Genomic DNA, 22829 nt, shown 5'->3' with positions numbered 1-22829 from the left:
TGGCGCACCCAGGCCCCCGTTGCCCCCGGCGATGCGGTGGCCGTTCAGTCCGGGCGGATGTTGTGCTCGCGGATGATGGCGCCCCACCGCGCGCGGGCCGCCTCGATATGGCCCTGGAAGTCGTCGCGCGAGCCGCCGATGCGTTCCAGCCCGTTCTCGGTGAAGCGGCGCTGCACCTCCGGCGCGGCCAGGGCGCGGTTCAGCTCCGTGTTCCACCGGTCCACGATCGGCTGCGGCGTGCCGCCCGGCAGCACCACGCCGAACCAGCTGGGGATGACGAAGCCCGGCAGCCCGTCCTTCGAGATCACCGGCAGCTCCGGCATCAGGGGAGAGGCCGATTGCGCGCCATAGGCCACGGCGCGCAGCCCGCCATCGCGGATCTGCCCCAGGAATTCCGGCATGTTGCCGAACATCACGTCGACACGGCCGCTGGCGATGTCGAGGATGGCCGGCGCGCCACCCCGGTAGGGCACCTGGGTGAGCTGCGCCCCGGTGAGGGCGGAGAACAGGACGCAGGAGAGCTGCTGGCTGGAGCCGGCGCCCACCGTGGCGCAGCTCAGGTCGCGCGGCCGCTCCCGGCCGATCCGCGCCAGGTCCTGCCAGGAGCGGATCTGGGAGCGCGGCCCGGTCACCAGGATGTTGTAGACCGAGGCGACATTGGCGACCGGGATCAGGTCCTTGCGCACGTCGTAGGGCACGGCCTGCATCTGTGGCGTGATGGTCAGGATGCCCATGGAGGCCAGCAGCATCGTGTGGCCATCCGGGGCGCTGCGCGCCAGCTCCTGGGTGGCGACGATGCCGCCGGCGCCGGTCTTGTTCTCCACGACCACGTTCTGGCCGACCTGCCGGGTGAGCTGCTCGGCCAGGATGCGGCCGAGGAGGTCGGAGGTCCCGCCCGGCGCGAAGGGGTTGAGGAACCGGATCTCGCGCGCCGGGAAGGCCGGCTCGGCCGCGCCGGCCGCGAGGGGTGCGCAGGCCGCGAGCGCGGCGAGCGCGAGGCGGCGGAGCAGGCTCCGCCGGGAATTCTGTGTCATGGACGCCTCCTGTTGGGGGCGCGCCGCCCTCGTGCCGGGGCGGTCGCGCCGGATCAATGCTTCACACGTAGCCGGGCCCCTCGATGGCGGGATGGGCCCGCAGCCAGTCCTCATCGACCGAGAGGCCGATGCCGGGGGCCTCGGGCGGGCGGACGCAGCCATCCGCGCCGATGCGCCAGGGCTCGCTGACCAGCGCATCCCGGAACAAATTGCCGCGCGAGACGTCGGCCTCGAAGTAGCCGGCATTGTCGATGGCGCAGAGGAAGTGGATGCTGGCCGCCTGGTTCAGCCCGGTCATCGAGCTGTGCGGATGCACCGCGATCTTGTGCGCCGAGGCGATGGCGGCGATGCGCAGCGCCTCGGTGATGCCGCCGCATTTCGAGAGGTCCGGCTGCCAGATGCCGATGGCGCCATCCTCGAGCAGCGGCGCGAACTCGAAGCGGGTGAAATGATTCTCTCCCGCCGCCAGCGGCGTGGTGCCGTAGCCGCGCGCCACGGCGTAGTCGTGCCGGTCGTGCGGCGGGAAGGGCTCCTCCAGCCAGCCCATCTGCAGGTCGTCCATCGCCGGCATCACGCGCCGCACATCGGCGAGGCTGTAGGCGGTGTTGGCATCGGCCAGGATGTCGATGCCGTCGCCGAACGCCGTCCGCACCGCCTCCATGCGGGCGATGTCCTTCGCCACGGTGTCGCCGATGCGCAGCTTCACCGCGCGGTAGCCGGCCTCCAGATGCGGCGCGGCCTCCGCCACGAGTTCCTCCGGCGGCTGGTAGCCGAGCGCCACGCCACCGGCATAGGCCGGCACCGCGCGCGCGGCACCGCCCAGAAGCTTGTAGAGCGGCAGCCCCGCCGCCTTGCCGCGGATGTCCCACAGCGCCATGTCGAGCCCGGACATGGCCAGCGCGCAGCCCGCTCCCATGCCGTGGCTGGCGAGCTGGCCGCGATAGATCTTCTGCCAGACGCCCACCGTGTCGGTGGCCTCCATGCCCAGCACCAGCCGCTTCAGCGTGGTCTGCAACAGGGCGGCGACGGCGGTGTGGGCGCGGCCGTGGTGGCTCTCGCCCCAGCCCACCAGCCCGTCATCGGTGGTGACCTTCACCACCACCGCGTCCCGCTTCACGGCGCGGCCGACGCCGAGCGAGACGCCCGCCCCCTCCGGCACCGGGAAGGAGGTGGGGAAGGCCTCGATGTTCGCGATCTTCATGGGCAGCTCCCCTGGCCGTATTCGCGCAGGAAGGATTCCCGCACGGTGATGCCGAGCCCCGGCCGGTCGGGGATGGCGACATGCCCGTCCTCCACCGGAAAGCTCTCCTCGATCAGCTCGTGCAGCATCGGGTTGTGGCCGAGCGAGTATTCCAGGATGAAGCCGGCGCTCTGCGTGGCGGCGAGGTGCAGTCCGGCGGCGAAGGCCGGCGCGCCGGACCAGAGATGCGGCGCGAGGCGGAGGTTGTAGGCCGCGGCGATGCCGGCGATGCGCAGCCCCTCGGTGATGCCGCCGGCAATGGCGAGGTCGGGCTGCATCACGTCCACCGCGCGCAGCTCCGCCAGCTCGCGGAAATCGTGGCGGGTGAACTCGCTCTCGCCGGCGCTGACCGGCACGGTGGAGCAGCGGCGCACCTCCGCCGTGCCGGCCTTGTCGTCGGCGCTGCACGGCTCCTCGAACCAGAACAGGTCGCAATCCTCGACCATGCGGCAGAAGGCGCGCGCCTCGGCCACCGTCCAGGTGCCGTGCGCATCGGCCATCAGGCGGATCTCCGGCCCCAGCGCCTCCCGCGCCGCGCGCACCCGGGCGGCGGAGCGGGCGGGCGAGCCATCCATGACGCCGACCCGCATCTTCACGGCGCGGAAGCCGGCCTTGTCGCAATAGCCCTTGAGCTGCGCGCCGATCTTCGTGACGTCGGCCCAGCCGCCCGAGGCATAGGCCGGCATCCGCTCCGCCCGCCGCCCGCCGAGCAGCCGCCAGACCGGCGCGCCCAGCGACTTGCCGAGGATGTCCCACAGCGCGATGTCGACGCCGGCGATGGCGGCGATGGAGAGGCCGCGCCGGCCGAGCTGCGGCAGCGCGTAGCCACCGGCGACGGCGTAGCCCTCGCGCGGGGTGTTGTACATCACGTCCCACAGGCGGGAGATGTCGCGCGGGTCCTGGCCCAGCAGCAGCGGCGCGTAGTCGAGGTTGATGATGGCGGCGAGGCCGGCGCAGGCGGCGGCGCTGCCCACCCCCGCCTTGGCCTCGCCCCAGCCGGTCAGGCCGCATTCGGTGTCGATCCGCACGATGACGGAATCGAAGGTGGAGACGAGGCCGAAATCGCTGGTGAAGCGCCGCTCCTCGGGGATCGGCACGCGGCACCAGGTGGCCTGTACGCGGGAGATCTTCATGCCGTGGCGGCCTCCGCATGGCCGAGGCTCCGGCGCCGCGCGCGCGAGGCCTCCCAGGCTTCGGGGTTGACGAGGCTGCGCGGCCGCCCGCCGCGCAGGATCTGCACCACCGCCTCGGCGGCGCCCGTGCTCATGCGCAGCACCGCCTCGCGGCTGAGGCCCGCCGCGTGCGGCGTCAGCAGCACGTTGGGCAGGGCGCGCAGCTTGTGGTCAGGCGCGAGCGGCTGCACCGGATAGACATCGAGCGCGGCGCCGCCGATGCGGCCCGCGCGCAGCGCCTCCAGCAGCGCCTCCTCCTGCACCACGGCGCCGCGCGCCAGGTTCAGCAGCCAGGCGCCGGGCCGCATCCGCGCCAGCAGCGCGGCGGAGACGAGGCCGCGTGTCGCCTCGGTCAACGGGCAGGCGAGCACGATGAAGTCGCTCTCGGCGAAGAGCGTCTCCAGGGAGGCGTAGTCCACGCCGGGCGGCAGCGCGTCGCGGTCGCGCCGGTGGCCGAGCACCCGCATGCGGAAGCCGGTGCCGGCGATTTCGGCCAGCCGCCGCCCCACCGCGCCGACGCCGACGATGCCGAGCGTACGGCCGCGCAGCTCGAAGGCGCTGGCGGTGCGGGCGCGGGCCTTGTCCCAGCCCTCCGACAGCAGCGCGGCGTGCATCGCCTCCGCGTGGCGGGCGATGGCGAGCATCTGGCCGATGGCGAACTCGGCGACCGAATCGGCGTTGGCGCCCGGTACATTGGCCACCAGCACGCCATGCGCCGTGCAGTCGGGGATCGGGATCATGTCCACGCCAACCCCCTGCCGCACGGCGGCCAGCAGGCGCGGCGCGCGGGCGCAGAGGTCGTCGGGGAGCTGGCGGCGCACCACCACGGCCTCGGCGCGGGCCAGCAGGGCGTCCAGCCCGCCGGGCGGGGCGAGCGCGACCTCGTGGCCGGCCTCCCGCAGCACGGCCTCGCCGGCGGGGTCGATCGGATCGGTCAGGGCGACGAGCATGGCTCAGGCCACCTTGTACTGGGCGAGCACCGCGCGATCGACCTCGATGCCGAGGCCGGGGCCATCGGGCACGCGCACGATGCCGCGCTGCTGCACGATGGGGTTCTTCGCCAGGTGGTCGCGCAGCGGGTTCGGCGTCTGCTCGAATTCCAGCATCGGCGGCATCGGGCGGAAGGCGGGCGGCGTGTCCGGCAATGCTGCCAGGAACTGCACCGTGGCGGCGAGGCCGATGGCCGAGCCCCAGGCGTGCGGCACGCATTCTACCCCATGCGCCGAGGCCATGGCGGCGATCTTGCGGCACTCGCTGATGCCGCCCGCGGCGCAGACATCCGGCTGCACGATGTCCATCGCCTTGCGCGCGATGACATCGCGGAAGCCCCAGCGGGTGAAGTCGTTCTCGCCGCCGGCCACCGCCATGTCGAGCGCCCGCGTCACCTCCACATAGCCGTCATGGTCCTCGGGGCTGATCGGCTCCTCGAACCACAGCAGGTCCAGCTCCTCCATGGCGCGGCCGAGGCGGATGGCCTGCGGCACGGTGAAGCAGTGGTTGGCATCCACCGCGAGCTTCACGTCGGGGCCGATGGCCTGCCGCACCGCGGCGACGCGCCGCAGGTCGAGCTTCGGGTCGCCGAGGCCGATCTTCATCTTGATGGCGCGGAAGCCCTGCTGGACATACTCCTCCGCCTCCTCGACCGCCTCCTCCACCAGCCGGTCCATGTCGATGAAGTAGAGGCCGGTGGCATAGGCCTGCACCTCCGTCCGGTGCGCGCCGCCGATCAGCTTGTGCACGGGCTTGCCCACGGCGCGGCCGATGATGTCCCACAGCGCGATGTCGATGCCCGACAGCGCGGCGATGGTCATGCCGGTCAGGCCATAATCCTTGATGCGGTTGTAGAGGTCCTCCCACACCACCTCGACGTCGAAGGGGTCGCGGCCGATCACCCGCTGGCGGTACTGCGTCTCGATGATGGTCTTGTTCACCGCCGCCGGGCCGTAGCATTCGCCCCAGCCGGTGATGCCCGCATCGGTCGCGATCTCGACGATGCAGGAGGCGCGGGTGGTGTAGAGCCAGCCGCGCGCCGAGGTGAAGGGCTGCTCCACCTTGGATTGCAGGACGTGGCAGGTCACGTCGGTGATCTTCATGCGTTCTTGTTTCCTCCCAGGGACGGCACGGCCATTTGGCGCGGGCCGCCGTCATTCCTCGCGCGTGCGGCGCTCCAGCAGCTCCAGCCAGTAGCTCTCGACGCCGCGCAGGTGGCTGCCCATGGCGGCCTCGGCACGGTCCGGGTCGCCCGCCGCCACGGCGTCGCGCATCGCCACGTGCTGGGCGTGCGAGAGGGGGGCGCGCTGCCCGTCGGCGAAGTAGGCGCGGCGGCGGTTGCGGGACATCAGGTAGAAGGCGTGCACCACGCGCAGGAAGACGTGGTTGCCGGTGGCCTCCACCATGGCGAGGTGGAAGGCGGCGTCGTAATCGGCCAAGCGTGCGCCATCCCCGGCGGCGACGGCGCCCTCGCCCGTGGCCAGGATCGCGTCGAGCCGCGCGATGTCCTCCGCATGGCGCCGCTCGGCGGCGAGGCGCATGGCCTGCATCTCCAGGATGCGGCGCAGCTCCACCACCTCGCGCACCTCGGCCCCGGTGAGCGGGATGCCCAGCTCGGCCTGCAGCACGATGGCCTCGATCGAGCCCTGCTTCTCCACGGCGCGCAGGTAGATGCCGGAATTCGGCCGGCGCTCCACCATGCGCAGCGTCTCCAGCACCACCAGCGCCTCCCGCACCGCGCCGCGGCCGACGCCGAAGCGCTCGGCGAGGTCGCGCTCCGCCGGAAGCCGGTCGCCGGGCTGAAGGCGGTGGTAGGCGATGAAGGTCAGCAGGCGCCCCAGCAGGCCGCTCCGCTCATCGGGCGGCGGCGCGGAGGTGAGGTGAAGAGGGCCAGAGGCTTCGGCACTTTTGGTCATGCCAAAGTGGTAGTACCAATATGATTGCCTCCGCAAGACAATCTCTCGCCGGCTCAGGCGGGGCGGAGAGCCGAACAGGCGCGGAATGCCCTTGCAAATCGCCGAAGCTGTCTCAACATGGATTTTGTGCCGATCTGGACAGGGAGAGCCGCCATGCACCAGCCTGCCGCCGCCCTCGCGCAGCCCCTGGCGCCCGCTCCGCAGCGCCTGGACCGGAGCCGCTTCTCGCCGGAGAACCGCCGGCGGCTCAGCGCGCCGGGCATGCGGACCTTCCTGGCCATCGCCGATCTCTGGGGGCTGGACGAGACGCAGCGCCTGCTGGTGCTGGGCTACCCGGCCCGCTCCACCTTCCATCGCTGGGCCAGGATCGCGCGCGAGCACGGCAGCTTCACGCTCGACGTGGACACGCTGGCGCGGATCTCGGCCGTCCTCGGCATCCACCAGGCGCTGGGGGTGTTGCATGAGAGCGAGCGGGAGGGCGTCGCCTGGCTGCGCCGGCCGCACAGCGCCACCCTCTTCGGCGGCCGGCCGCCGCTGGAGCTGGTGACCAGCGGCACGCAGGACGGGCTGATGGCCGTGCGCCGCTTCCTGGATGCGGCGCGCGGCGGCCTCTCCATGGAGCCGAACGGCGCCGACCGGGACTTCACCCCCTACACGGATGCGGATCTGGTCATCTCTTGAGCGACTGCCACGCACCGGCCCCGGCACCGACCCACCGGCTGGTCCCGTCCCGCTTCCCGCCGATCGGCCTGTTCGACACGGTGGCCACCGCCGCCGACATGCAGGCGGTGATGGAGCTGGCCGGCTGGACCAATGACCGGCTGGTGCAGGAGCGCATCCTGCGCCTGCCGCGCAGCCAGTGGGTCTATGGGCGGCCGAATTCGAGCGTCGTCATGGCCGCCTTCCTGCACGCCGCGCCCGCCGGCGCGCGGTTCAACGGCCCCGACCTCGGCGCCTGGTATGCCGCCGCCGCGCTGCCCACCGCGGCGGCGGAGGTGGCGCACCATCTGCGGCGCGAGGCGGTGGCCACCGGCGCCGCCACCCTCAGCCGTGCCTACCGCGCCTATACGGCGGACCTCGCCGGCGCCTATCTCGACATCCGCGGCGAGCAGGCGGCGCGGGCCGAAATCTATGCCCCAGACAGCCATGCCGCCTCGCAGGTGCTGGGGGAGGAGGTCCGCGCCTCGGCCGCCGACGGCATCCTCTACGACAGCCTCCGCCATGCGGGCGGGGTGAATGTGGTGGCCTACCGGCCGGCGAACATCCTGGGCGTGGCGCAGGCGGACCACTGGAAGGTGACGGTCGAGGCCGGCTCGCGCCGCATCCTGCTGCACCGGATGAGCGGCCGGTAGGGCCGGCACCCCGGCCCGCCCCCTCCCCGCCTGCGGGCCGCCGCCCGCGCGGGGCGGCGCCGCTCAGCCCAGGGGGGAGAGGGACGCCAGCGGCAGCCGCGCCGACTGCTTCAGTCGCTCCAGAACGATGGAGGAGCGCACCCGGGCGACGCTCTCATGCGCCAGCAACGTCTCGTTGACCAGGCGGGAGAGGCCTTTCAGGTCCGGCACGATGGCCTTCAGCAGGTAATCGGCGTCGCCGGTCATGGCGTAGGCTTCCTGCACCTCCTCCACACGCTCGAGCAGCATGCGGAACAGCCGCGAATTCTCCGCATTGTGCGCGGCCAGCGTGACCTGGATGAAGGCCAGCACCCGCAGCCCCAGCGCCTCCTCATCCAGCGCGGCGTGGTAGCCGGCGATCAGCCCCGCCGCCTCCAGCGCCGAGCGGCGCCGCGAGCATTGCGAGGGGGAAAGCCCGACCCGCTCGCCCAGCTGCTGGTTGGTCAGGCGCCCATCCTCCTGAAGCGCCATCAGCAGCTTCAGGTCGAACCCGTCCAGTGTGGGAATTCCGTGCATGGGAGGACTTTTCCATGCGCTATCCATGCGCCGCAAGGCGCATCGGCGCCGGCTTCGCACACATCATGTGCCGGCGCCGCGCTAGCCTCCGGAGAAGCACCGGAGGAGAGAAACGTACCATGGGCCCCTTTCCGCATGACGCGCCGCCACCCGCCATCGACGACCACAACCCGATGGGCACGGACGGCTTCGCCTTCGTCGAGTACGCCCATCCCGAGCCGGAGAAGCTGCACGCGCTGTTCCGGCAGATGGGCTTCGCGCCCGTCGCGCGGCACCGGGACAGGGCGGTCACGCTGTACCGCCAGGGTGACGTCAACTACCTGCTGAACGAGGAGCCGGGCAGCCAGGCCACGCGCTTCGCCGCGGCGCACGGACCCAGCGTGCCCTCCATGGGCTTCCGCGTGGTGGATGCGCAGCATGCCTACCGCCGCGCCCTGGCGCTCGGCGCCGCGCCGGCCGACCCGGCGGAGGGCGGCCTGGCGCTGGATATCCCGGCAATCCGGGGCATCGGCGGCAGCCTGCTCTACTTCGTCGACCGCTACGGCGCGGCCGGCTCGGTCTACGACGATTGCGGCTTCGAATGGCTGGGCGAGCGCGAGCCGGCGCCCCGGGGGGCGGGGCTGTTCTACATCGACCACCTGACCCACAACGTCCACCGTGGCCGGATGGACGTCTGGTACGAGTTCTACGCCAGGCTCTTCAACTTCCGGCAGATCCGCTACTTCGACATCAAGGGCGAGTACACGGGCCTGTTCTCCCGCGCGCTGACCAGCCCGGACGGACGCATCCGCATCCCGCTGAACGAGAGCGCGGACGAGGAGAGCCAGATCGAGGAATATCTGCGCGCCTACAAGGGCGAGGGCATCCAGCACATCGCCTGCGGCTGCAGCGACATCTACGGCACGATCGAGGGGCTGCGCGCCGCCGGCCTCGCCTTCATGCCCGCGCCGCCCGACACCTATTACGAGCGCGTCGATGCGCGCCTGCCCGGCCATGGCGAGGACATCGCGCGGCTGAAGCGGAACGGCATCCTCGTCGATGGCGAGGGGGTGGTGGAGCACAGGAAGGCCCGCCTGCTGCTGCAGATCTTCTCCGGCAACGTCATCGGGCCGGTGTTCTTCGAGTTCATCGAGCGCAAGGGCGATGACGGCTTCGGCGAGGGCAATTTCCGCGCGCTCTTCGAAAGCATCGAGGAGGACCAGATCCGCCGCGGCGTGATCGGCGCGGCGCGGGAGCCGGCGGCGGCGAAATGAGGCGCCGTGGCGGGCGGCGGAGCATCCGCGCGCAGCGCCTGCGGCTTCCAGCGCCGCTCCGGCAGGCCCTGGCCGGGCTCATCGCCCGGCTTTCCATCGCATCCGTGACGCCATAGGGTCTTCCCGGCGCCGTCTTCCCCGGGCCGGCGGGCCGGTACGGCGAGGCGCCCCGGCAGGCGGAAGACCCCGGAGGCAGGAGGAACGACCATGAACCAGTCCACGCGCCCCGGCAGCGCGGCCGGCCAGGCTGCGGCCGGCGCCGGCACCGCCTATCTCTCCGGCTTCGGCAACGGCTTCGAGACGGAGGCGCTGCCCGGCGCCCTGCCCATCGGCCGCAACTCGCCGCAGCGCTGCGCCTATGGCCTCTATGCCGAGCAGCTCAGCGGCTCGCCCTTCACGGCGCCGCGCGCCAGCAACGAGCGCTCCTGGCTCTACCGCATCCGCCCCACCGTGGCGCATTGGGGGCGCTTCGCACCGGCCGAGGCGGGGCTGTGGCGCACCGCGCCCTGCGCCGAGACCGAGCTGCCCCTGGCGCCGCTGCGCTGGGACCCGATCCCGCTGCCGGCGGAGCGCCTCTCCTTCCTGGAAGGCGTGCGCACCATCACCACGGCGGGCGACGCGGCGACGCAATGCGGCATGGCCTCCCACATCTATCTCGCCACCCGCTCCATGCAGGACGAGTATTTCTACAACGCCGACGCCGAGATGCTGTTCGTGCCGCAGCAGGGCGCGCTGCGGCTGTGGACGGAGTTCGGCATCATCGACATCGCGCCGGGCGAGATCGCCGTCATCCCGCGCGGCGTGAAGCTGCGGGTGGAACTGCCGGGGGAGCAGCCGGCGCGCGGCTATCTCTGCGAGAACTATGGCGGCGCCTTCACCCTGCCCGAGCGCGGCCCGATCGGCGCCAACTGCCTGGCCAATCCGCGCGACTTCCTCACCCCCGTCGCCGCCTATGAGGACCGCGAGGTGCCCTCCACCCTGACGGTGAAGTGGGGCGGCCGGTTCTGGCGCGCGCCGATCGGCCAGTCGCCGCTCGACGTGGTGGCGTGGCACGGCAACTACGCGCCCTACAAATACGATTTGCGCCGCTACTCGCCCGTGGGGCCGGTGCTGTTCGACCATGCGGACCCGTCGATCTTCACCGTGCTGACCGCGCCCTCCGAGACGCCGGGCACCGCCAACATCGACTTCGTCATCTTCCCCGACCGCTGGCTGGTGGCCGAGGACACCTTCCGCCCGCCCTGGTACCACATGAACGTCATGAGCGAGTTCATGGGCCTGATCCACGGCGTCTACGACGCCAAGACCGGCGGCGGCTTCGTCCCCGGCGGCTTCTCGCTGCACAACACCATGCTGCCGCACGGGCCCGACATGGCCGCCTTCGAGGGCGCCAGCAGCGTGGCGCTGAAGCCGCACAAGCTGGAGGGCACGCTGGCCTTCATGTTCGAGACGCGCTTCCCGCAGCGCGTCACCCGCTACGCCGCCGAGGCGCCGCAGTTCCAGCAGGACTATGCCGGATACGGCCAGGCGCTGCGCCGGCATTTCGACCCGGCCCGCCCGTGACGGCGACGCTCGATGCCACGCACGACCCGGCGCTGCGCAGCTGGGTGCCGGGCGCCGACGGCCATGCCGATTTCCCGATCCAGAACCTCCCCTTCGGCGTCTTCGCGCCGCCAGGGGAAGCGGCGCCGCGCGGCGGCGTCGCCATCGGCCGCCATATCCTGGACCTCGCGGCCGCGCTGCGCGCCGGGCTATTCGAGGGCGCCCTGCGCGACGCCGCCGCGGCCGCCGCCACGGCGCCGCTGAACGGCTTCCTCGCCCTCGGCGCCGGCCCGCGCCGGGCGCTGCGCCAGCGGCTCTCGGCGATCCTCGCCGCCGGCAGCGCCGACCAGCCCCGCGCCGCGCCCTGCCTGCACGATGCCGCGGACTGCACCCTGCACCTGCCGGCGCGCATCGGCGACTACACGGATTTCTATGTCGGCATCCACCACGCCACCAATGTCGGGCGCGTCTTCCGGCCCGACAATCCGCTGCTGCCGAACTACCGCCACGTGCCGATCGGCTATCACGGCCGCGCCTCCTCCGTGCGCGTCTCCGGCACCGATGTGCGGCGGCCGCGCGGCCAGCTGAAGGCGCCCGACGCCGCCGCGCCCCGCTTCGCCCCGTGCGAGCGGCTGGACTACGAGCTGGAGCTCGGCGTCTGGGTCGGCCCCGGCAACGAGCTTGGCGCGCCGGTGCCGGTCTCCGGGGCCGGCGCCCACATTGCCGGCTTCTGCCTGCTGAACGACTGGTCGGCGCGCGACATCCAGGCCTGGGAGTACCAGCCGCTCGGCCCCTTCCTGGCGAAGAGCTTCGGCACCACCATCTCCGCCTGGGTGGTGACGCCGGAGGCGCTGGCGCCGTTCCGCATGTCGCAGCCGCCGCGCCCGGAGGGCGACCCCGCCCCCCTGCCGCATCTGCTGGACGCGGCGGACCAGGCGGGCGGCGCCCTCGACATCGCGCTGGAGGTGCTGATCCTGACGCCGCGGATGCGGGAGCAGGGCTTGCCGCCGCACCGCCTCGCCCGCTCCGGCAGCCGGCACATGTACTGGACCGTGGCGCAGATGCTGGCGCACCATACCAGCAATGGCTGCAACCTGAACCCGGGCGACCTGCTCGGCACCGGCACCCTCTCAGCGCCGGAGGCGGAGGGCCTCGGCAGCCTGCTGGAGAGCACGCAGGGCGGGCGGGTTCCGGTGGCGCTGCCCGGCGGCGAGACGCGCCGCTTCCTGGAGGATGGCGACGAGATCATCCTGCGGGCCCGTGCCTGCCGCGCCGGCGCCGCGCCGATCGGCTTCGGGGAGTGCCGCGCCCGCATCCTGCCCGCCTGACCACAAGCAGCAACAATTCCAGAGGAAACGCCCATGCCTTCGCTCACCCGCCGCCGCCTGGGCCTTTCCCTGGGCCTGCTGCCCTTCGCCCGCGCTGCCGGCGCGCAGCCCGCCTGGCCGGCGGCGCCGCTGCGGTGGATCGTCGCCTACCCCGCCGGCGGCGGCACGGACACACTGGCCCGGGTGCTGGGCGCCGCCCTCTCCCGCGCGCTCGGCCAGCCCGTGGTGATCGACAACCGGCCCGGCGCCGCCACCAATATCGGGGCCGACGCCGCGGCCAAGGCGGCGCCGGACGGCCTGACCCTGTTCAGCGCCGACAATGGCACGCTGGTCTTCAACCCCGCTCTGTTTAGCCGCCTGCCCTACGATCCGGAAAAGGATTTCCGCCCTGTCGGGCTGATGGCGCGCTTCCCCCTCGTGCTGGCGGTGAAGCAGGACAGCCGCCTGCGCGATGCCCCCGCGCTGGTCGAGGCGGCACGGCGCGACCCGGGCGGCATCGACTACGGCTCACCCGGCATCGGCTCGCCGCACCACCTGACCATGGCCCGGCTGGCGCGGGAGACCGGCATCACGCTGACGCACATCCCCTATCGCGGGCTCGCCCCGGCCATGAACGACCTGCTGGCCGGGCGTTTCGAGGCCTCGGTCCTGGATCTTCCCTCCGGCGGCGACTTCCTGCGCGGCAAGGGCGCCCGGCCGCTGGCCGTGTGCGGCGCGGAGCGGCACCCGGACCTGCCGGGCGTGCCCACCGTGGCCGAGGCGCTCGGGCTGCGCGGCTTCCAGGCCGCCGCCTGGCAGGGGATGGTGGTGCCGGCGCGCACGCCGGATGCGGTGGTGGAGCGCCTGGCCGCCGCGCTGGATGCCGCGCTGCGCGAGGAGGCGGTGCAGAGCCGGCTGCGCGGCATCGGGCTGGAGCCGCTGCCGGGCGACGCGGCGGCGTTCCGCGCCCTCTGGGCCGCCGAGCGGGACAGCTGGGTGCCGCTGATCCGCGACCTCGGCATCACCCTCGACTGAGGAGAGGCCGGCCGGCCGCGCCGGGGCCGTGCGGGCGTGGCGGGGCGGGCCCGCTCAACCCGACGCTGCGGCCGCCGCCTGTGGCAGCCCGGCCGCCAGCACCGTCTCGCCCGTCTGCTCCAGCGCCCGTGCCGCCGCCTCGCCACCCAGATAGGGAACGGCGGCGAAGGCGCCCTCCACCAGCAGCAGCATGGAATCCCCCAGCGCCGCCGGGTCGGCGGCACCGGCCCCGGCGCAGAGATCGCGCAGCAGTTGGCGCATGGTGTGCTTGCGGGCGTCGGCCACCTTGCGGGCGGGGTGGCAGGCATCGGGGAACTCGACGATCGCCAGCGCCATCGGGCAGCCGCGGAAGCCCGGGCTGCGCAGGGCGGCGGCGGCGGCGCGCAGGAAGGCCATCGGCCGCTCCGGCGCCGGCATCTCGCCGCGCAGCACGGGGCCGTACCACAGCTCCTCGGCGGCGCAATCCTCGTGCAGGATCGCCTCGACCAGCGCGTCCTTCGAGGGGAAGGCGCGGTAGAGGCTCATCTTGGTGGTGCCGGCGACGCGGCACACCTCCTCCACCCCCGTGGCGCGGATTCCCTGCCGGTAGAACAGGTCCTTCGCCGCCTCCAGCACGCGCTTCGCCGCCGGGCGCGGATCGCGCAGACCGCAGGTCTTGGTCGTCGCCGAATCGCTCACCGATACCTCCTTGCCGCCATTCCCACCACCGGAGGGAAGAACGCCCGGGGCAAAGCATCTTTGCATGCCCCCTTGCAATGATACTGACCGGTTCGTATCAATACGTGACGAACCGGTCGGTATCACCCGACACAGGAGATAGGCGATGCCCTCCCCCTTCCGCAAGATCAATCCCCTGGCTCTGGGCCTTCTGGCGCTTGCCCTGCCGCTGGCGGCCGCCGCCCAGCCCGCCCCGCCCGCGGTCACCGTCGCCGAGCCGCTCCGCCGCCAGGTCACCGAATGGGACGAGCACATCGCCCGGCTCGAGCCCTCGGCCCGCGTCGAGCTGCGCCCGCGCATCTCGGGCCAGGTGCAGAAGGTGCATTTCCGCGATGGGCAGGTCGTCCGCGAGGGGGACCTGCTGTTCACCATCGACCAGCGGCCCTTCGCCATCGCCGTCGAGGCGGCGCGGGCCGAGATCGCCCGCGCCCAGGCGAAGCTCGACCTGGCGCGGCAGGACATCGACCGCACGGCGCCGCTGGTGCGCGACCGCATCGCCCCGCAGGCGCAGCTCGACACCCGCCGCGCCGCCCAGCGCGAGGCCGAGGGGCAACTCGCCGCCGCCCAGGCGCAGCTGCGGCAGGCCGAGCTGGAACTGAGCTGGACGGAGGTGCGCGCCCCCCAGCCCGGCCGCGCCTCCGACCGCCGCGTGGATGCCGGCAACCTCGTGCAGGCCGGCGGCACGCTGCTGACCACCATCCTGACGCTCGACCCCATCTACGCCGTGTTCGACATGAGCGAGGCCGACTACCTGCGGCTGGCGCGCCAGGGCGTCACGCGCCCGGGCGCCAGCCCCGCCGTGCAGCTGCGGCTGGCCGACGAGACGGGCTGGGCGCGCGAAGGCAGGCTCGACTTCATCGACAGCGCGCTGGAAGGCCGCTCCGGCACGCTGCGCGCCCGCGCCCAGCTCGCCAACGCGGACCTGCTGCTGGCGCCCGGCCTGTTCGCCCGGCTGCGGCTGCGCGCCGGCGAGGGCGAGGTGCTGCTGATCCCGGATGCCGCCATCGCCGCCGACCAGGCCAGCCGCATGGTGCTGACCGTGGCGCAGGACGGCACGGTGCAGGCGCGGCCGGTGACGCTGGGGCCGGTGGTGGACGGGCTGCGCGTGGTGCGCCAGGGCCTCTCGCCCGAGGACCGGGTGATCGTCGCCGGGCAGCATCTGGCGCGGCCGGGGGCGAGGGTCACGGCGGAGGTGGCACCGGCTCGGCTGGCCGCACGGTAGCCAAGACGGGGGGAGAATGAATTCTCCCCCCGGCCCCCCTCTTCTTTTTTCTGACAGGCTGCCGCCGGCCGACAACGGAGGCCGGCCCTGACAGAAAAAAGAAGGGGGTGCGGGGCACTGCCCCGCACGGGGAATTCCTTCTCCCTGCCCTTCCCCATTCCTCGTTTGGGACATTCCCCATGCGCTTCGCCCGCTTCTTCATCGCGCGGCCGGTCTTCGCCGCGGTGATCTCGATCGCCATCACGCTGATCGGGGCCATCGCCGCCTTCCGCCTGCCGATCAGCGAATATCCCGAGATCGCGCCGCCCACGGTGACGGTCACCGCCAACTATCCCGGCGCCTCGGCCGAGGTCATCGCCGCCACGGTGGCCACGCCGCTGGAGCAGGAGATCAACGGCACCGACGGCATGCTCTACCTCTCCTCGCAATCGACCGGCGACGGGCGGCTGACGGTGACGGTGGTGTTCCGCCAGGGGGTCGACGTGGACGCCGCCCAGGTGCTGGTGCAGAACCGCGTCGCGGTCGCCGAGCCACGACTGCCCGAGGAGGTGCGCCGCCTCGGCCTGCAGGTGCGCAAGGCCTCGCCCGACCTGCTGATGGTCGTGCACATGCTCTCGCCCGACGGCTCGCGCGACCAGCAATACGTCTCCAACTACGCCACGCTGAACGTGCGCGACCGGCTGGCCCGGCTGGAGGGCATCGGCGACGTGCAGATCTTCGGCGCGCGCGACTACGCCATGCGCATCTGGCTCGACCCGGCGCGCGTCGCCGCGCGCGGCCTGACGCCGGGCGAGGTGGTGGAGGCCCTGCGCCGCGCCAACATGCAGGTGGCCGCCGGCGGGCTGAACCAGCCGCCCACGGGCGCAGCGCAGGGCCAGGCCTTCCAGGTGAACGTGCAGGCGCTGGGCCGCCTCACCTCCCCCGAGGAGTTCGCCGGCACGGTGGTGGCCACCGGCCAGGGCGGCGCGCCCGTGCGGCTGCGCGACATCGCCCGCGTCGAGCTGGGCAGCCAGGACTACACGGTCAACGCCTACCTGAACAACCAGACGGCCACCGCCATCCCGCTGTTCCAGCGCCCCGGCTCCAACGCCCTGGCCACGGCCGAGGCGGTGCGCGCCACGATGGAGGAGCTCTCCCGCTCCTTCCCCCCCGGCCTGACCTACAGCATCGTCTACGACACCACCCGCTTCATCGCGCAGTCGATGGAGGCGGTGCTGCACACCTTCGCCGAGGCGGTGCTGCTGGTCGTGGTCGTCGTCATCCTGTTCCTGCAATCCTGGCGCGCGGCGGTCATCCCGCTGCTGGCCATTCCGGTCTCCATCATCGGCACCTTCGCGGCGATGTCAGCGCTGGGGCTCTCGCTCAACACGCTGTCGATGTTTGGCCTGATCCTGGCCATCGGCATCGTCGTCGACGACGCCATCGTCGTGGTCGAGAATGTCGAGCGCCACCTGACGGACGGCATGCAGCCGCGCGCGGCCGCCGAGCGCACCATGGACGAGGTAGGCTTCGCGCTGCTCGCCATCGCGCTGGTGCTCTGCGCGGTGTTCGTGCCCACGGCCTTCATCTCCGGCATCGCCGGCGCCTTCTACCAGCAATTCGCCGTCACCATCGCGGTGGCCACGCTGATCTCGGCGCTGGTCTCGCTCACCCTCTCGCCCGCCCTGGCGGCGCTGCTGCTGCGGCCACACGCGCATGGCGCCGCCCCGACGGGCTGGCGCCGCTGGGCGGCGGCGCCCGTCGGGCTGTTCTTCCGCGGCTTCAACCGGATGTTCGACGCGCTCTCGCTCGGCTACGGCAACCTCACCCGCCGGCTGCTGCGCTTCTCGGCGCTGCTGCTGGTGCTCTATGCCGGGCTGCTGCTGGCCACCGGGCAGACCGTGCGCACCACCCCCACGGGCCTGATCCCGCCGCTGGACCGCGGCTACCTCATCGCCGCCTTCCAGCTTCCCCCCGGCGCCGCCCTTGCGCGCACGGATGCCGTGGTGCGCCGCGCCTCGGACACCGTGCTGAAGATCCCGGGCGTCGAGGGCGCGGTCGCCTTCGTCGGCTTCGACGGCGCCACCTTCACCAACGCGCCGAACAGCGGCGTCATCTTCATCACGCTTGAGCCCTTCGAGGAGCGCATCGCGCAGGGCCTCTCCTACGGCGCCATCCTGGGCGAGGTGCAGGCGCGCCTCGGGCAGGAGCGCGAGGCGATGGCCCTGGTCATCCCGCCCCCCTCGGTGCCCGGCATCGGCACCGGCGGCGGCTTCAAGCTCTATGTGCAGGACCGCACCGGGCAGGGGCCGCGCGCGCTGGAGCAGGCCACCAACCGCATCGTCGGCGCCGCCTTCCAGCGGCCCGAGATCGCCATGGCCTTCACCCTGTTCAACACCGCGACGCCGACGCTGCGCACCGAGGTGGACCGCAGCAAGGCGGAGATGCTGGGTGTGCCGGTCTCCCGCGTGGCGGAGACGCTCTCGGTTTATCTCGGCTCCTCCTTCGTCAACGACTTCAACATCCTCGGCCGCACCTACCGCGTCACCGCCCAGGCGGAGGAGGCGCAGCGCCTGACGCCACGCGACGTGGCGCTGCTGCGCACCCGCAACGATGACGGCCAGATGGTACCGATCGGCGCGCTCGCCAGCTTCGCCGACGACACGGCGCCCTACCGCGTGCCGCGCTACAACCTCTACCCGGCGGCCGAGATCCAGGGCGCGGCGAAGCCCGGCATCTCCACCGGCCAGGCCATCGCCGCCATGGAGGCGGTGCTGGCCAGCGAGCTGCCCGAGGGCTTCGGCTTCGAATGGACCGAGATCGCGCTGCAGGAGACCACGCAGGGCGACACGGCGCCGATCGCCTTCGGCCTGGCCGTGGTGTTCGTCTTCCTGCTGCTGGCGGCGATGTATGAGAGCTGGCTGCTGCCGCTGGCGGTGGTGCTGATCGCGCCCATGTCGGTGCTGGCGGCGCTGGCCGGCGTGGTCTGGCGCGGGCTCGACAACAACGTGCTGGTGCAGGTGGGGCTGGTGGTGCTGGTGGGCCTCGCCGCCAAGAACGCCATCCTGATCGTCGAGTTCGCCCGCGCGTCGGAGGCGGAGGGCATGACCCGCTGGCAGGCCGCCGAGGCCGCCGCCCGCACCCGCCTGCGGCCGATCCTGATGACCTCGCTCGCCTTCATCCTGGGCGTGCTGCCGCTGGCGGTGGCCACCGGCGCGGGCGCCGAGATGCGCCAGAGCCTGGGCACCGCCGTCTTCGCCGGCATGCTGGGGGTGACGGTCTTCGGCCTGGTGTTCACGCCGCTCTTCTACGTGGTGGCGCGCGCCATGGCCTCGCGGCAGCGCCGCGCCGCGGCGCCGGCGGGGGCGGCCGGCTAGCCTTGCCACGCCCCGGGACGGCCCGTGACGGGCCGCCCCGGGGGCCTCCTGACTCGGCGGCGGAATCGCCTTCGCGGGGCTGGGCGCCACGGGGCTGCCGGCCTTCCTGCTGGTGCTGTTCGCGATACCGGAGACCCGTGGCGGCGGCGGGGATGACGACTGAGCGGCACTGCGCTCAGCCCTCCTCCTCCTCGAACATGTAGCGCTGCACGTAGAGGATGTGCGCGCGCATGGCGCCGCGGGCGGCGGCGCGGTCGCGCTGGCGCAGCGCGTCGATGATGGCGCGGTGCTGCCGTTGCAGCGCGGCGCGGCGGGCGGGGGTCGCGCCGCGCGCCTTCAGCGCCCCCCATTCGGCCTGCAGCCGCACCCGCGCCAGAGAGCGGGAAAGGGCCATCGCCGCGCGGTTGTGCGTGGCCACGGCGATGGCGTCGTGCAGCGCGCCGTCCCAGTGCTCGAAGGCGGCGAGGTCGGCGGCGGCCTCGGCCTGCTGCCAGCACGCCTCCATCCGCGCGAGGTCGGCCGGGCTGGCGCGGGCCACCGCCATCGCCACCAGCTCCGGCTCGAAGGCCAGGCGGCATTCCACCACCTCGGCCGGGCCGAAGGCCTCCGCCTGCTCCAGCGGCAGCGGCGGGCAGGCCGGCGCCGTCTCCGCCGCCGCCCCGGTGCGGAAGGTGCCGCGGCCGACATGGCGGTGGATCAGCCCCTCCGCCTCCAGCGCGTCCAGCGCGCGGCGCACCGTGTTCCGCGCCATGCCGTACTGCGTGCCGAGCGCCCGCTCGGTGGGCAGCTTCTCGCCCGGCTGCCAGCGGCCGGCCTGCAGCGCCTGGGCGAGGCTGTGGCGCAGCCGCTCGGCGTCGCCACGCCCGCGCGGGGGGGAGAGGGCGTCGCTCACGCGCCGGCCCCGGCGGCTTGACGGGTCCGGAATGGCTGATCAATATGGATCATAATTGGATCAATATAAGCCTGATATTGGTTCAATTCCAGAGAAGGGTTCCTGATGCGCCTCGCCACGCTGCTTGTCCAGCGTCGTCCTCTCGTTGCGCTGGTCAGCGCGGAAGGCGACCGCTTCCATCCCCTGGCCGAGGCCCTGCCGGGCCTGCCCGAGGCCGCCGCGCGGGACATGACGGCCGCCATCGCGCACCTGGCCGAGAGCGGCGCGCGCCCGGCGCCCTCCGGCCCCGGCCAGCCGCTCGACCCGGCCCTGCTGACCGCCCCCCTGCCCCGCCCGCCGCGCAACATCTTCTGCGTCGGCAAGAACTATCACGCCCATGCGCGGGAATTCGCCAGCAGCGGCTATGATTCCAGCGCCGCCGGGGCGGCCGACGCCATTCCCGCCGCGCCCATCATCTTCTCCAAGCCCTGGACCAGCATCTCGGGCCCCGCCGCCGACATCCCGCTGCTGCCCGGCCTCGATGGCGGGGTGGATTACGAGGCGGAGCTGGCCGTCATCATCGGCCGGGGCGGCCGCGCCATCCCGAAGGCGCAGGCCATGGCGCATGTCTTCGGCTACACGGTGGTCAACGACGTCACGGCGCGGGACCTGCAGCAGACCCACAAGCAGTGGCTGCTGGGCAAGGGCATCGACGGCTTCTGCCCGATGGGCCCCTGGATCGTCACCGCCGACGCGGTGGAGGCCGGCGCGATGCGCGTCACCTGCACCGTCAATGGCGAGCCGCGCCAGGATGCCAGCACCGCCGACCTGATCTTCGACATCCCGACGCTGATCGAGACCATCTCGCGCAGCATGGCGCTGCTGCCGGGCGACGTCATCGCCACGGGCACGCCGGAGGGCGTCGGCATCGGCTTCAGGCCGCCGCGCTTCCTGCGCGAGGGCGACGTGGTGGAGTGCGCGATCAGCGGCATCGGCCGTATCCGCAACACGCTGCGCCGCGTGGCCTGAACCAAGCGCCTGCCCCGGCGGCCCAGGCCGCCGGACGCCAAGGCCCGGCCAAGGGCCAAGAAGAAGCCACCGGCCCAGCCGGGGAGAGAACCCGGGGAGGAAACGATGATGCTGCGACGACATCTCCTGGCCGGAGGCGCGGCCCTGTCCGCCGCCCGCTCCGCCCTTGCCCAGAACACCGGCGCCGCGGCGGAAGCCTATCCGTCCCGCGCCATCCAGATGGTGGTGGCCTTCCCGCCGGGCGGGCAGGCCGATGTCACGGCGCGGCCCGTGGCCGCTGCCCTGGAGAGCGCCTTCCGCCAGCCCGTGCCGGTGGTCAACCGCGCCGGCGCGGGGGGCATCGTCGGCACCGCCAGCGTGGCGCGGGCGCCGGCGGACGGCCACACGGCGCTGCTCGCCCTCTCCTCGCTCAGCGTGCTGCCGGAGGCGGAGCGCATCCAGGGCCGCACCCCGGCCTACACCGTGGACCAATTTGCGCCAATCGCCCGCATCACCGCCGACCCCACGCTGCTGGTGGTGCCCGCCGGCGCGCCCTGGCAGAGCCTGGAAGAGTTCGTGGCCGATGCCAGGGGGCGGCCCGGCGCCATCACCTATGGCTCGGCCGGCAACTACTCCACCCTGCACGTCGCCATGGCGATGCTGACCGGCGCGGCGGGGCTCGACCTGCTGCACGTGCCCTTCCAGGGCGGCGGGCCGGCGCTGACCGCGCTGCTGTCCGGCACGCTGGATGCGCTGGCCTCCGGCCCCGGCCCGGTGCTGCCGCATCTGCGCGAGGGCCGGCTGCGCGCCCTGGCCTGCTGGGGGGCGCAGCGCATCCCCGGCTTCGAGACGGTGCCGACCTTCATCGAGCGCGGCTTCCCGGAGGTGGAGTTCTACATCTGGACCGGGCTGTTCGTGCCCGCCGCGACGCCGGAGCCGGTCCAGGCGCGGCTGCGCGGGGCGCTGCGCGCCGCCTGCGAGGGCCCGCAGCTGCGCCGCGCCCTGGAAGCCGCCGGCAGCCCCGTCGCCTACCAGGAGGGGGAGGCGTTCGCCCGCTTCTTCGCCGCCGACAATGCGCGGCTGATCCGCGCCGTGCAGCGCATCGGCAAGGTGGAGTAGGGCGCGCGGCATGGGGGGCGCTAGGGAGGCGGTCAGGGGGGGCGCCCCGTGGCCTGCCATCTGCTAGACACCGCGCGGCCAGAACCTTTTCACCCTCCGGGCGCCGCTGCCCGGACGCCGCCGCGAGGACACCGCCATGCATCGCCGCACCCTGGCCCGGCTGAGCGCCGGCGCCCTCTCCCTGCCCTTCCTGCGCGGCGCCGGCGCGCGCGCCGCCGGTCCGGCGGTGCTGCGCATCGGCTGGCTGCGGGCGCCGAACGACATCACCACCGGCCGTGCCCGCGGCACGCTGGAACGGGCCGCCGCGGCGCAGGGCGCACGCGTGGAATGGGCCGGCCCCTTCGCCGCCGCCGCCCCGGCGCTGGAGGCGCTGAACGCCGGCAGCATCGACATCACCGCCGGCAGCTCCCCCGCCTGCGTCACCGCGCTCTCGGCCGGCATCCCGATGGTGATCTTCGCCTGCCAGAAGATCGCGCCGGCGGCGGAGGGCATCCTGGTGCGGCAGGATTCGCCGGTCCGCAGCCTGGCGGATCTGCGCGGGCGCAGCGTCGCGGTCAACCGCGGCGGCACGGGCGAATACCTGCTGGTGCGCGCGCTGGAGCGCGCGGGCATCGACCCCGCCAGCGTGCGCCGCGCCTATCTCAGCCCGAGCGACAGCGGCGCGGCCTTCGTCCAGGGCCATGTCGACGCCTGGGCCAGCTGGGACCCCTTCGTCACCATCGCGCAGCGCAGCCACGGCGCGCGGGTGCTGGCCGACGGCGCCGCGATCGGCTCGGACAACGCGGTGACGCTGATGGCGCACAGCGACATGGCGGCGCACCGGCGGGCGCTGCTGCAGGCCGTCTTCGCCGCCTGCCGCGCGGACAATGACTGGGCCCAGGCCAAACCGGCCGAGGCCGGGCGGATCTGGACCGAGGCGATGGGCCTGCCGGAGGCGCTGGCCCCCGCCATCGGCGCCAACAACGCCGTGCCGATGCGGGCGCCGACCGAGGCCGATGTGGCGCAGATCGAGCGCATCGCCGACTGGTACGTGGCCAACCGCATCGTGCGGCGCCGGCCGGACATCGCCCCCGCCGTGGTGAGGCTGGAGGGCTGACGGCGGCCCTGCCGAGGGGGTGCGGCGGAGTGCCGGACGATGCG

20 protein-coding genes are annotated in these 22829 nt (G+C 73.1%); 11 read left to right on the top strand and 9 right to left on the bottom strand.

What is annotated here, in order from left to right:
* Nucleotides 1-44: 44 nt before the first annotated feature.
* The 6 genes from CR165_RS17365 to CR165_RS17340 form a co-directional block, all read right to left on the bottom strand.
* A complete protein-coding gene (locus tag CR165_RS17365) occupies nucleotides 45-1034 on the bottom strand; it encodes a Bug family tripartite tricarboxylate transporter substrate binding protein (RefSeq protein ID WP_109518206.1) in 990 nt (329 codons plus the stop codon).
* 61 nt (nucleotides 1035-1095) lie between these two features.
* On the bottom strand, nucleotides 1096-2235 hold the full coding sequence (locus CR165_RS17360) for a mandelate racemase/muconate lactonizing enzyme family protein (protein ID WP_109518205.1): 1140 nt from the start codon (nucleotides 2233-2235) through the stop codon (nucleotides 1096-1098).
* A complete protein-coding gene (locus CR165_RS17355; RefSeq protein WP_109518204.1) occupies nucleotides 2232-3407 on the bottom strand; it encodes a mandelate racemase/muconate lactonizing enzyme family protein in 1176 nt (391 codons plus the stop codon). Before CR165_RS17355 ends, CR165_RS17360 begins: the two co-directional genes overlap by 4 nt.
* Nucleotides 3404-4396 carry a hydroxyacid dehydrogenase gene (locus CR165_RS17350; RefSeq protein WP_109518203.1) on the bottom strand — a complete coding sequence of 331 codons (993 nt, stop codon included), beginning with the start codon at nucleotides 4394-4396 and terminating at the stop codon, nucleotides 3404-3406. The genes CR165_RS17355 and CR165_RS17350 overlap by 4 nt, the downstream gene beginning before the upstream one ends.
* Before the next feature lie 3 nt (nucleotides 4397-4399).
* Complete coding sequence (locus CR165_RS17345; RefSeq protein WP_109518202.1) at nucleotides 4400-5539, bottom strand: mandelate racemase/muconate lactonizing enzyme family protein; 1140 nt, start codon at nucleotides 5537-5539, stop codon at nucleotides 4400-4402.
* Between the two features lie 51 nt (nucleotides 5540-5590).
* A complete protein-coding gene (locus CR165_RS17340; protein WP_109518201.1) occupies nucleotides 5591-6352 on the bottom strand; it encodes a FadR/GntR family transcriptional regulator in 762 nt (253 codons plus the stop codon).
* 153 nt (nucleotides 6353-6505) lie between these two features.
* Between CR165_RS17340 and CR165_RS17335 the strand changes: the two genes are divergently transcribed.
* Entirely contained in the window at nucleotides 6506-7033 is a 528-nt protein-coding gene (locus CR165_RS17335; RefSeq protein WP_109518200.1) for an antitoxin Xre/MbcA/ParS toxin-binding domain-containing protein, read from the top strand.
* Nucleotides 7030-7704, top strand: coding sequence for an RES family NAD+ phosphorylase (locus CR165_RS17330; protein ID WP_109518199.1), 675 nt, complete (start codon nucleotides 7030-7032; stop codon nucleotides 7702-7704). The genes CR165_RS17335 and CR165_RS17330 overlap by 4 nt, the downstream gene beginning before the upstream one ends.
* Before the next feature lie 63 nt (nucleotides 7705-7767).
* Here the strand turns inward: CR165_RS17330 and CR165_RS17325 are convergent, their stop codons facing one another.
* Nucleotides 7768-8259 (bottom strand): Lrp/AsnC family transcriptional regulator, encoded by a 492-nt coding sequence (locus tag CR165_RS17325; RefSeq protein WP_245906528.1) that lies wholly within the window; start codon nucleotides 8257-8259, stop codon nucleotides 7768-7770.
* Between the two features lie 119 nt (nucleotides 8260-8378).
* Between CR165_RS17325 and hppD the strand changes: the two genes are divergently transcribed.
* The 4 genes from hppD (at nucleotide 8379) to CR165_RS17305 (ending at nucleotide 13396) form a co-directional block, all read left to right on the top strand.
* Nucleotides 8379-9512: a 4-hydroxyphenylpyruvate dioxygenase gene (gene hppD, locus CR165_RS17320; protein WP_109518197.1), complete on the top strand. Its 1134-nt coding sequence runs from the start codon at nucleotides 8379-8381 to the stop codon at nucleotides 9510-9512.
* Between the two features lie 207 nt (nucleotides 9513-9719).
* A complete protein-coding gene (gene hmgA / locus CR165_RS17315) occupies nucleotides 9720-11075 on the top strand; it encodes a homogentisate 1,2-dioxygenase (RefSeq protein ID WP_109518196.1) in 1356 nt (451 codons plus the stop codon).
* Nucleotides 11072-12382, top strand: coding sequence for a fumarylacetoacetase (fahA, locus tag CR165_RS17310; protein ID WP_109518195.1), 1311 nt, complete (start codon nucleotides 11072-11074; stop codon nucleotides 12380-12382). Before hmgA ends, fahA begins: the two co-directional genes overlap by 4 nt.
* Nucleotides 12383-12415: 33 nt before the next feature.
* Nucleotides 12416-13396, top strand: a complete 981-nt coding sequence (locus CR165_RS17305; RefSeq protein ID WP_109518194.1) for a Bug family tripartite tricarboxylate transporter substrate binding protein — start codon at nucleotides 12416-12418, stop codon at nucleotides 13394-13396.
* Nucleotides 13397-13450: 54 nt separating this feature from the next.
* Here CR165_RS17305 and CR165_RS17300 read toward each other — a convergent pair whose 3' ends face one another.
* The gene (locus CR165_RS17300; RefSeq protein ID WP_245906526.1) at nucleotides 13451-14074 is read right to left on the bottom strand and encodes a TetR/AcrR family transcriptional regulator; all 624 of its coding nucleotides are present in this window, start codon (nucleotides 14072-14074) and stop codon (nucleotides 13451-13453) included.
* 145 nt (nucleotides 14075-14219) lie between these two features.
* Between CR165_RS17300 and CR165_RS17295 the strand changes: the two genes are divergently transcribed.
* Both CR165_RS17295 and CR165_RS17290 read left to right on the top strand, forming a co-directional pair.
* Entirely contained in the window at nucleotides 14220-15335 is a 1116-nt protein-coding gene (locus CR165_RS17295) for an efflux RND transporter periplasmic adaptor subunit (protein WP_109518192.1), read from the top strand.
* A 179-nt stretch (nucleotides 15336-15514) separates the two neighbouring features.
* Nucleotides 15515-18691, top strand: a complete 3177-nt coding sequence (locus tag CR165_RS17290; protein ID WP_109518191.1) for an efflux RND transporter permease subunit — start codon at nucleotides 15515-15517, stop codon at nucleotides 18689-18691.
* Between the two features lie 175 nt (nucleotides 18692-18866).
* On the opposite strand, the gene CR165_RS17285 is transcribed toward CR165_RS17290, so the two are convergent.
* Complete coding sequence (locus CR165_RS17285; protein WP_109518190.1) at nucleotides 18867-19583, bottom strand: FadR/GntR family transcriptional regulator; 717 nt, start codon at nucleotides 19581-19583, stop codon at nucleotides 18867-18869.
* Between the two features lie 105 nt (nucleotides 19584-19688).
* On the opposite strand from CR165_RS17285, the gene CR165_RS17280 reads away from it, so the two are divergent.
* The 3 genes from CR165_RS17280 to CR165_RS17270 all read left to right on the top strand — a co-directional run bounded on the left by CR165_RS17280 (nucleotide 19689) and on the right by CR165_RS17270 (nucleotide 22785).
* Nucleotides 19689-20591, top strand: a complete 903-nt coding sequence (locus CR165_RS17280) for a fumarylacetoacetate hydrolase family protein (RefSeq protein ID WP_109518189.1) — start codon at nucleotides 19689-19691, stop codon at nucleotides 20589-20591.
* Nucleotides 20592-20696: 105 nt separating this feature from the next.
* On the top strand, nucleotides 20697-21689 hold the full coding sequence (locus CR165_RS17275) for a tripartite tricarboxylate transporter substrate binding protein (protein WP_245906524.1): 993 nt from the start codon (nucleotides 20697-20699) through the stop codon (nucleotides 21687-21689).
* Nucleotides 21690-21825: 136 nt separating this feature from the next.
* Nucleotides 21826-22785, top strand: a complete 960-nt coding sequence (locus CR165_RS17270) for an aliphatic sulfonate ABC transporter substrate-binding protein (RefSeq protein ID WP_109518188.1) — start codon at nucleotides 21826-21828, stop codon at nucleotides 22783-22785.
* The last annotated feature ends 44 nt before the right edge of the window (nucleotides 22786-22829 follow it).

Origin of the sequence: Teichococcus aestuarii (assembly GCF_003116135.1) — a bacterium.
GTDB classification, from domain to species: Bacteria; Pseudomonadota; Alphaproteobacteria; order Acetobacterales; family Acetobacteraceae; genus Pseudoroseomonas; species Pseudoroseomonas aestuarii.
The sequence above is the reverse complement of the archived record's forward strand: the minus strand, read 5'-3'. Positions and strand labels throughout refer to the sequence as shown.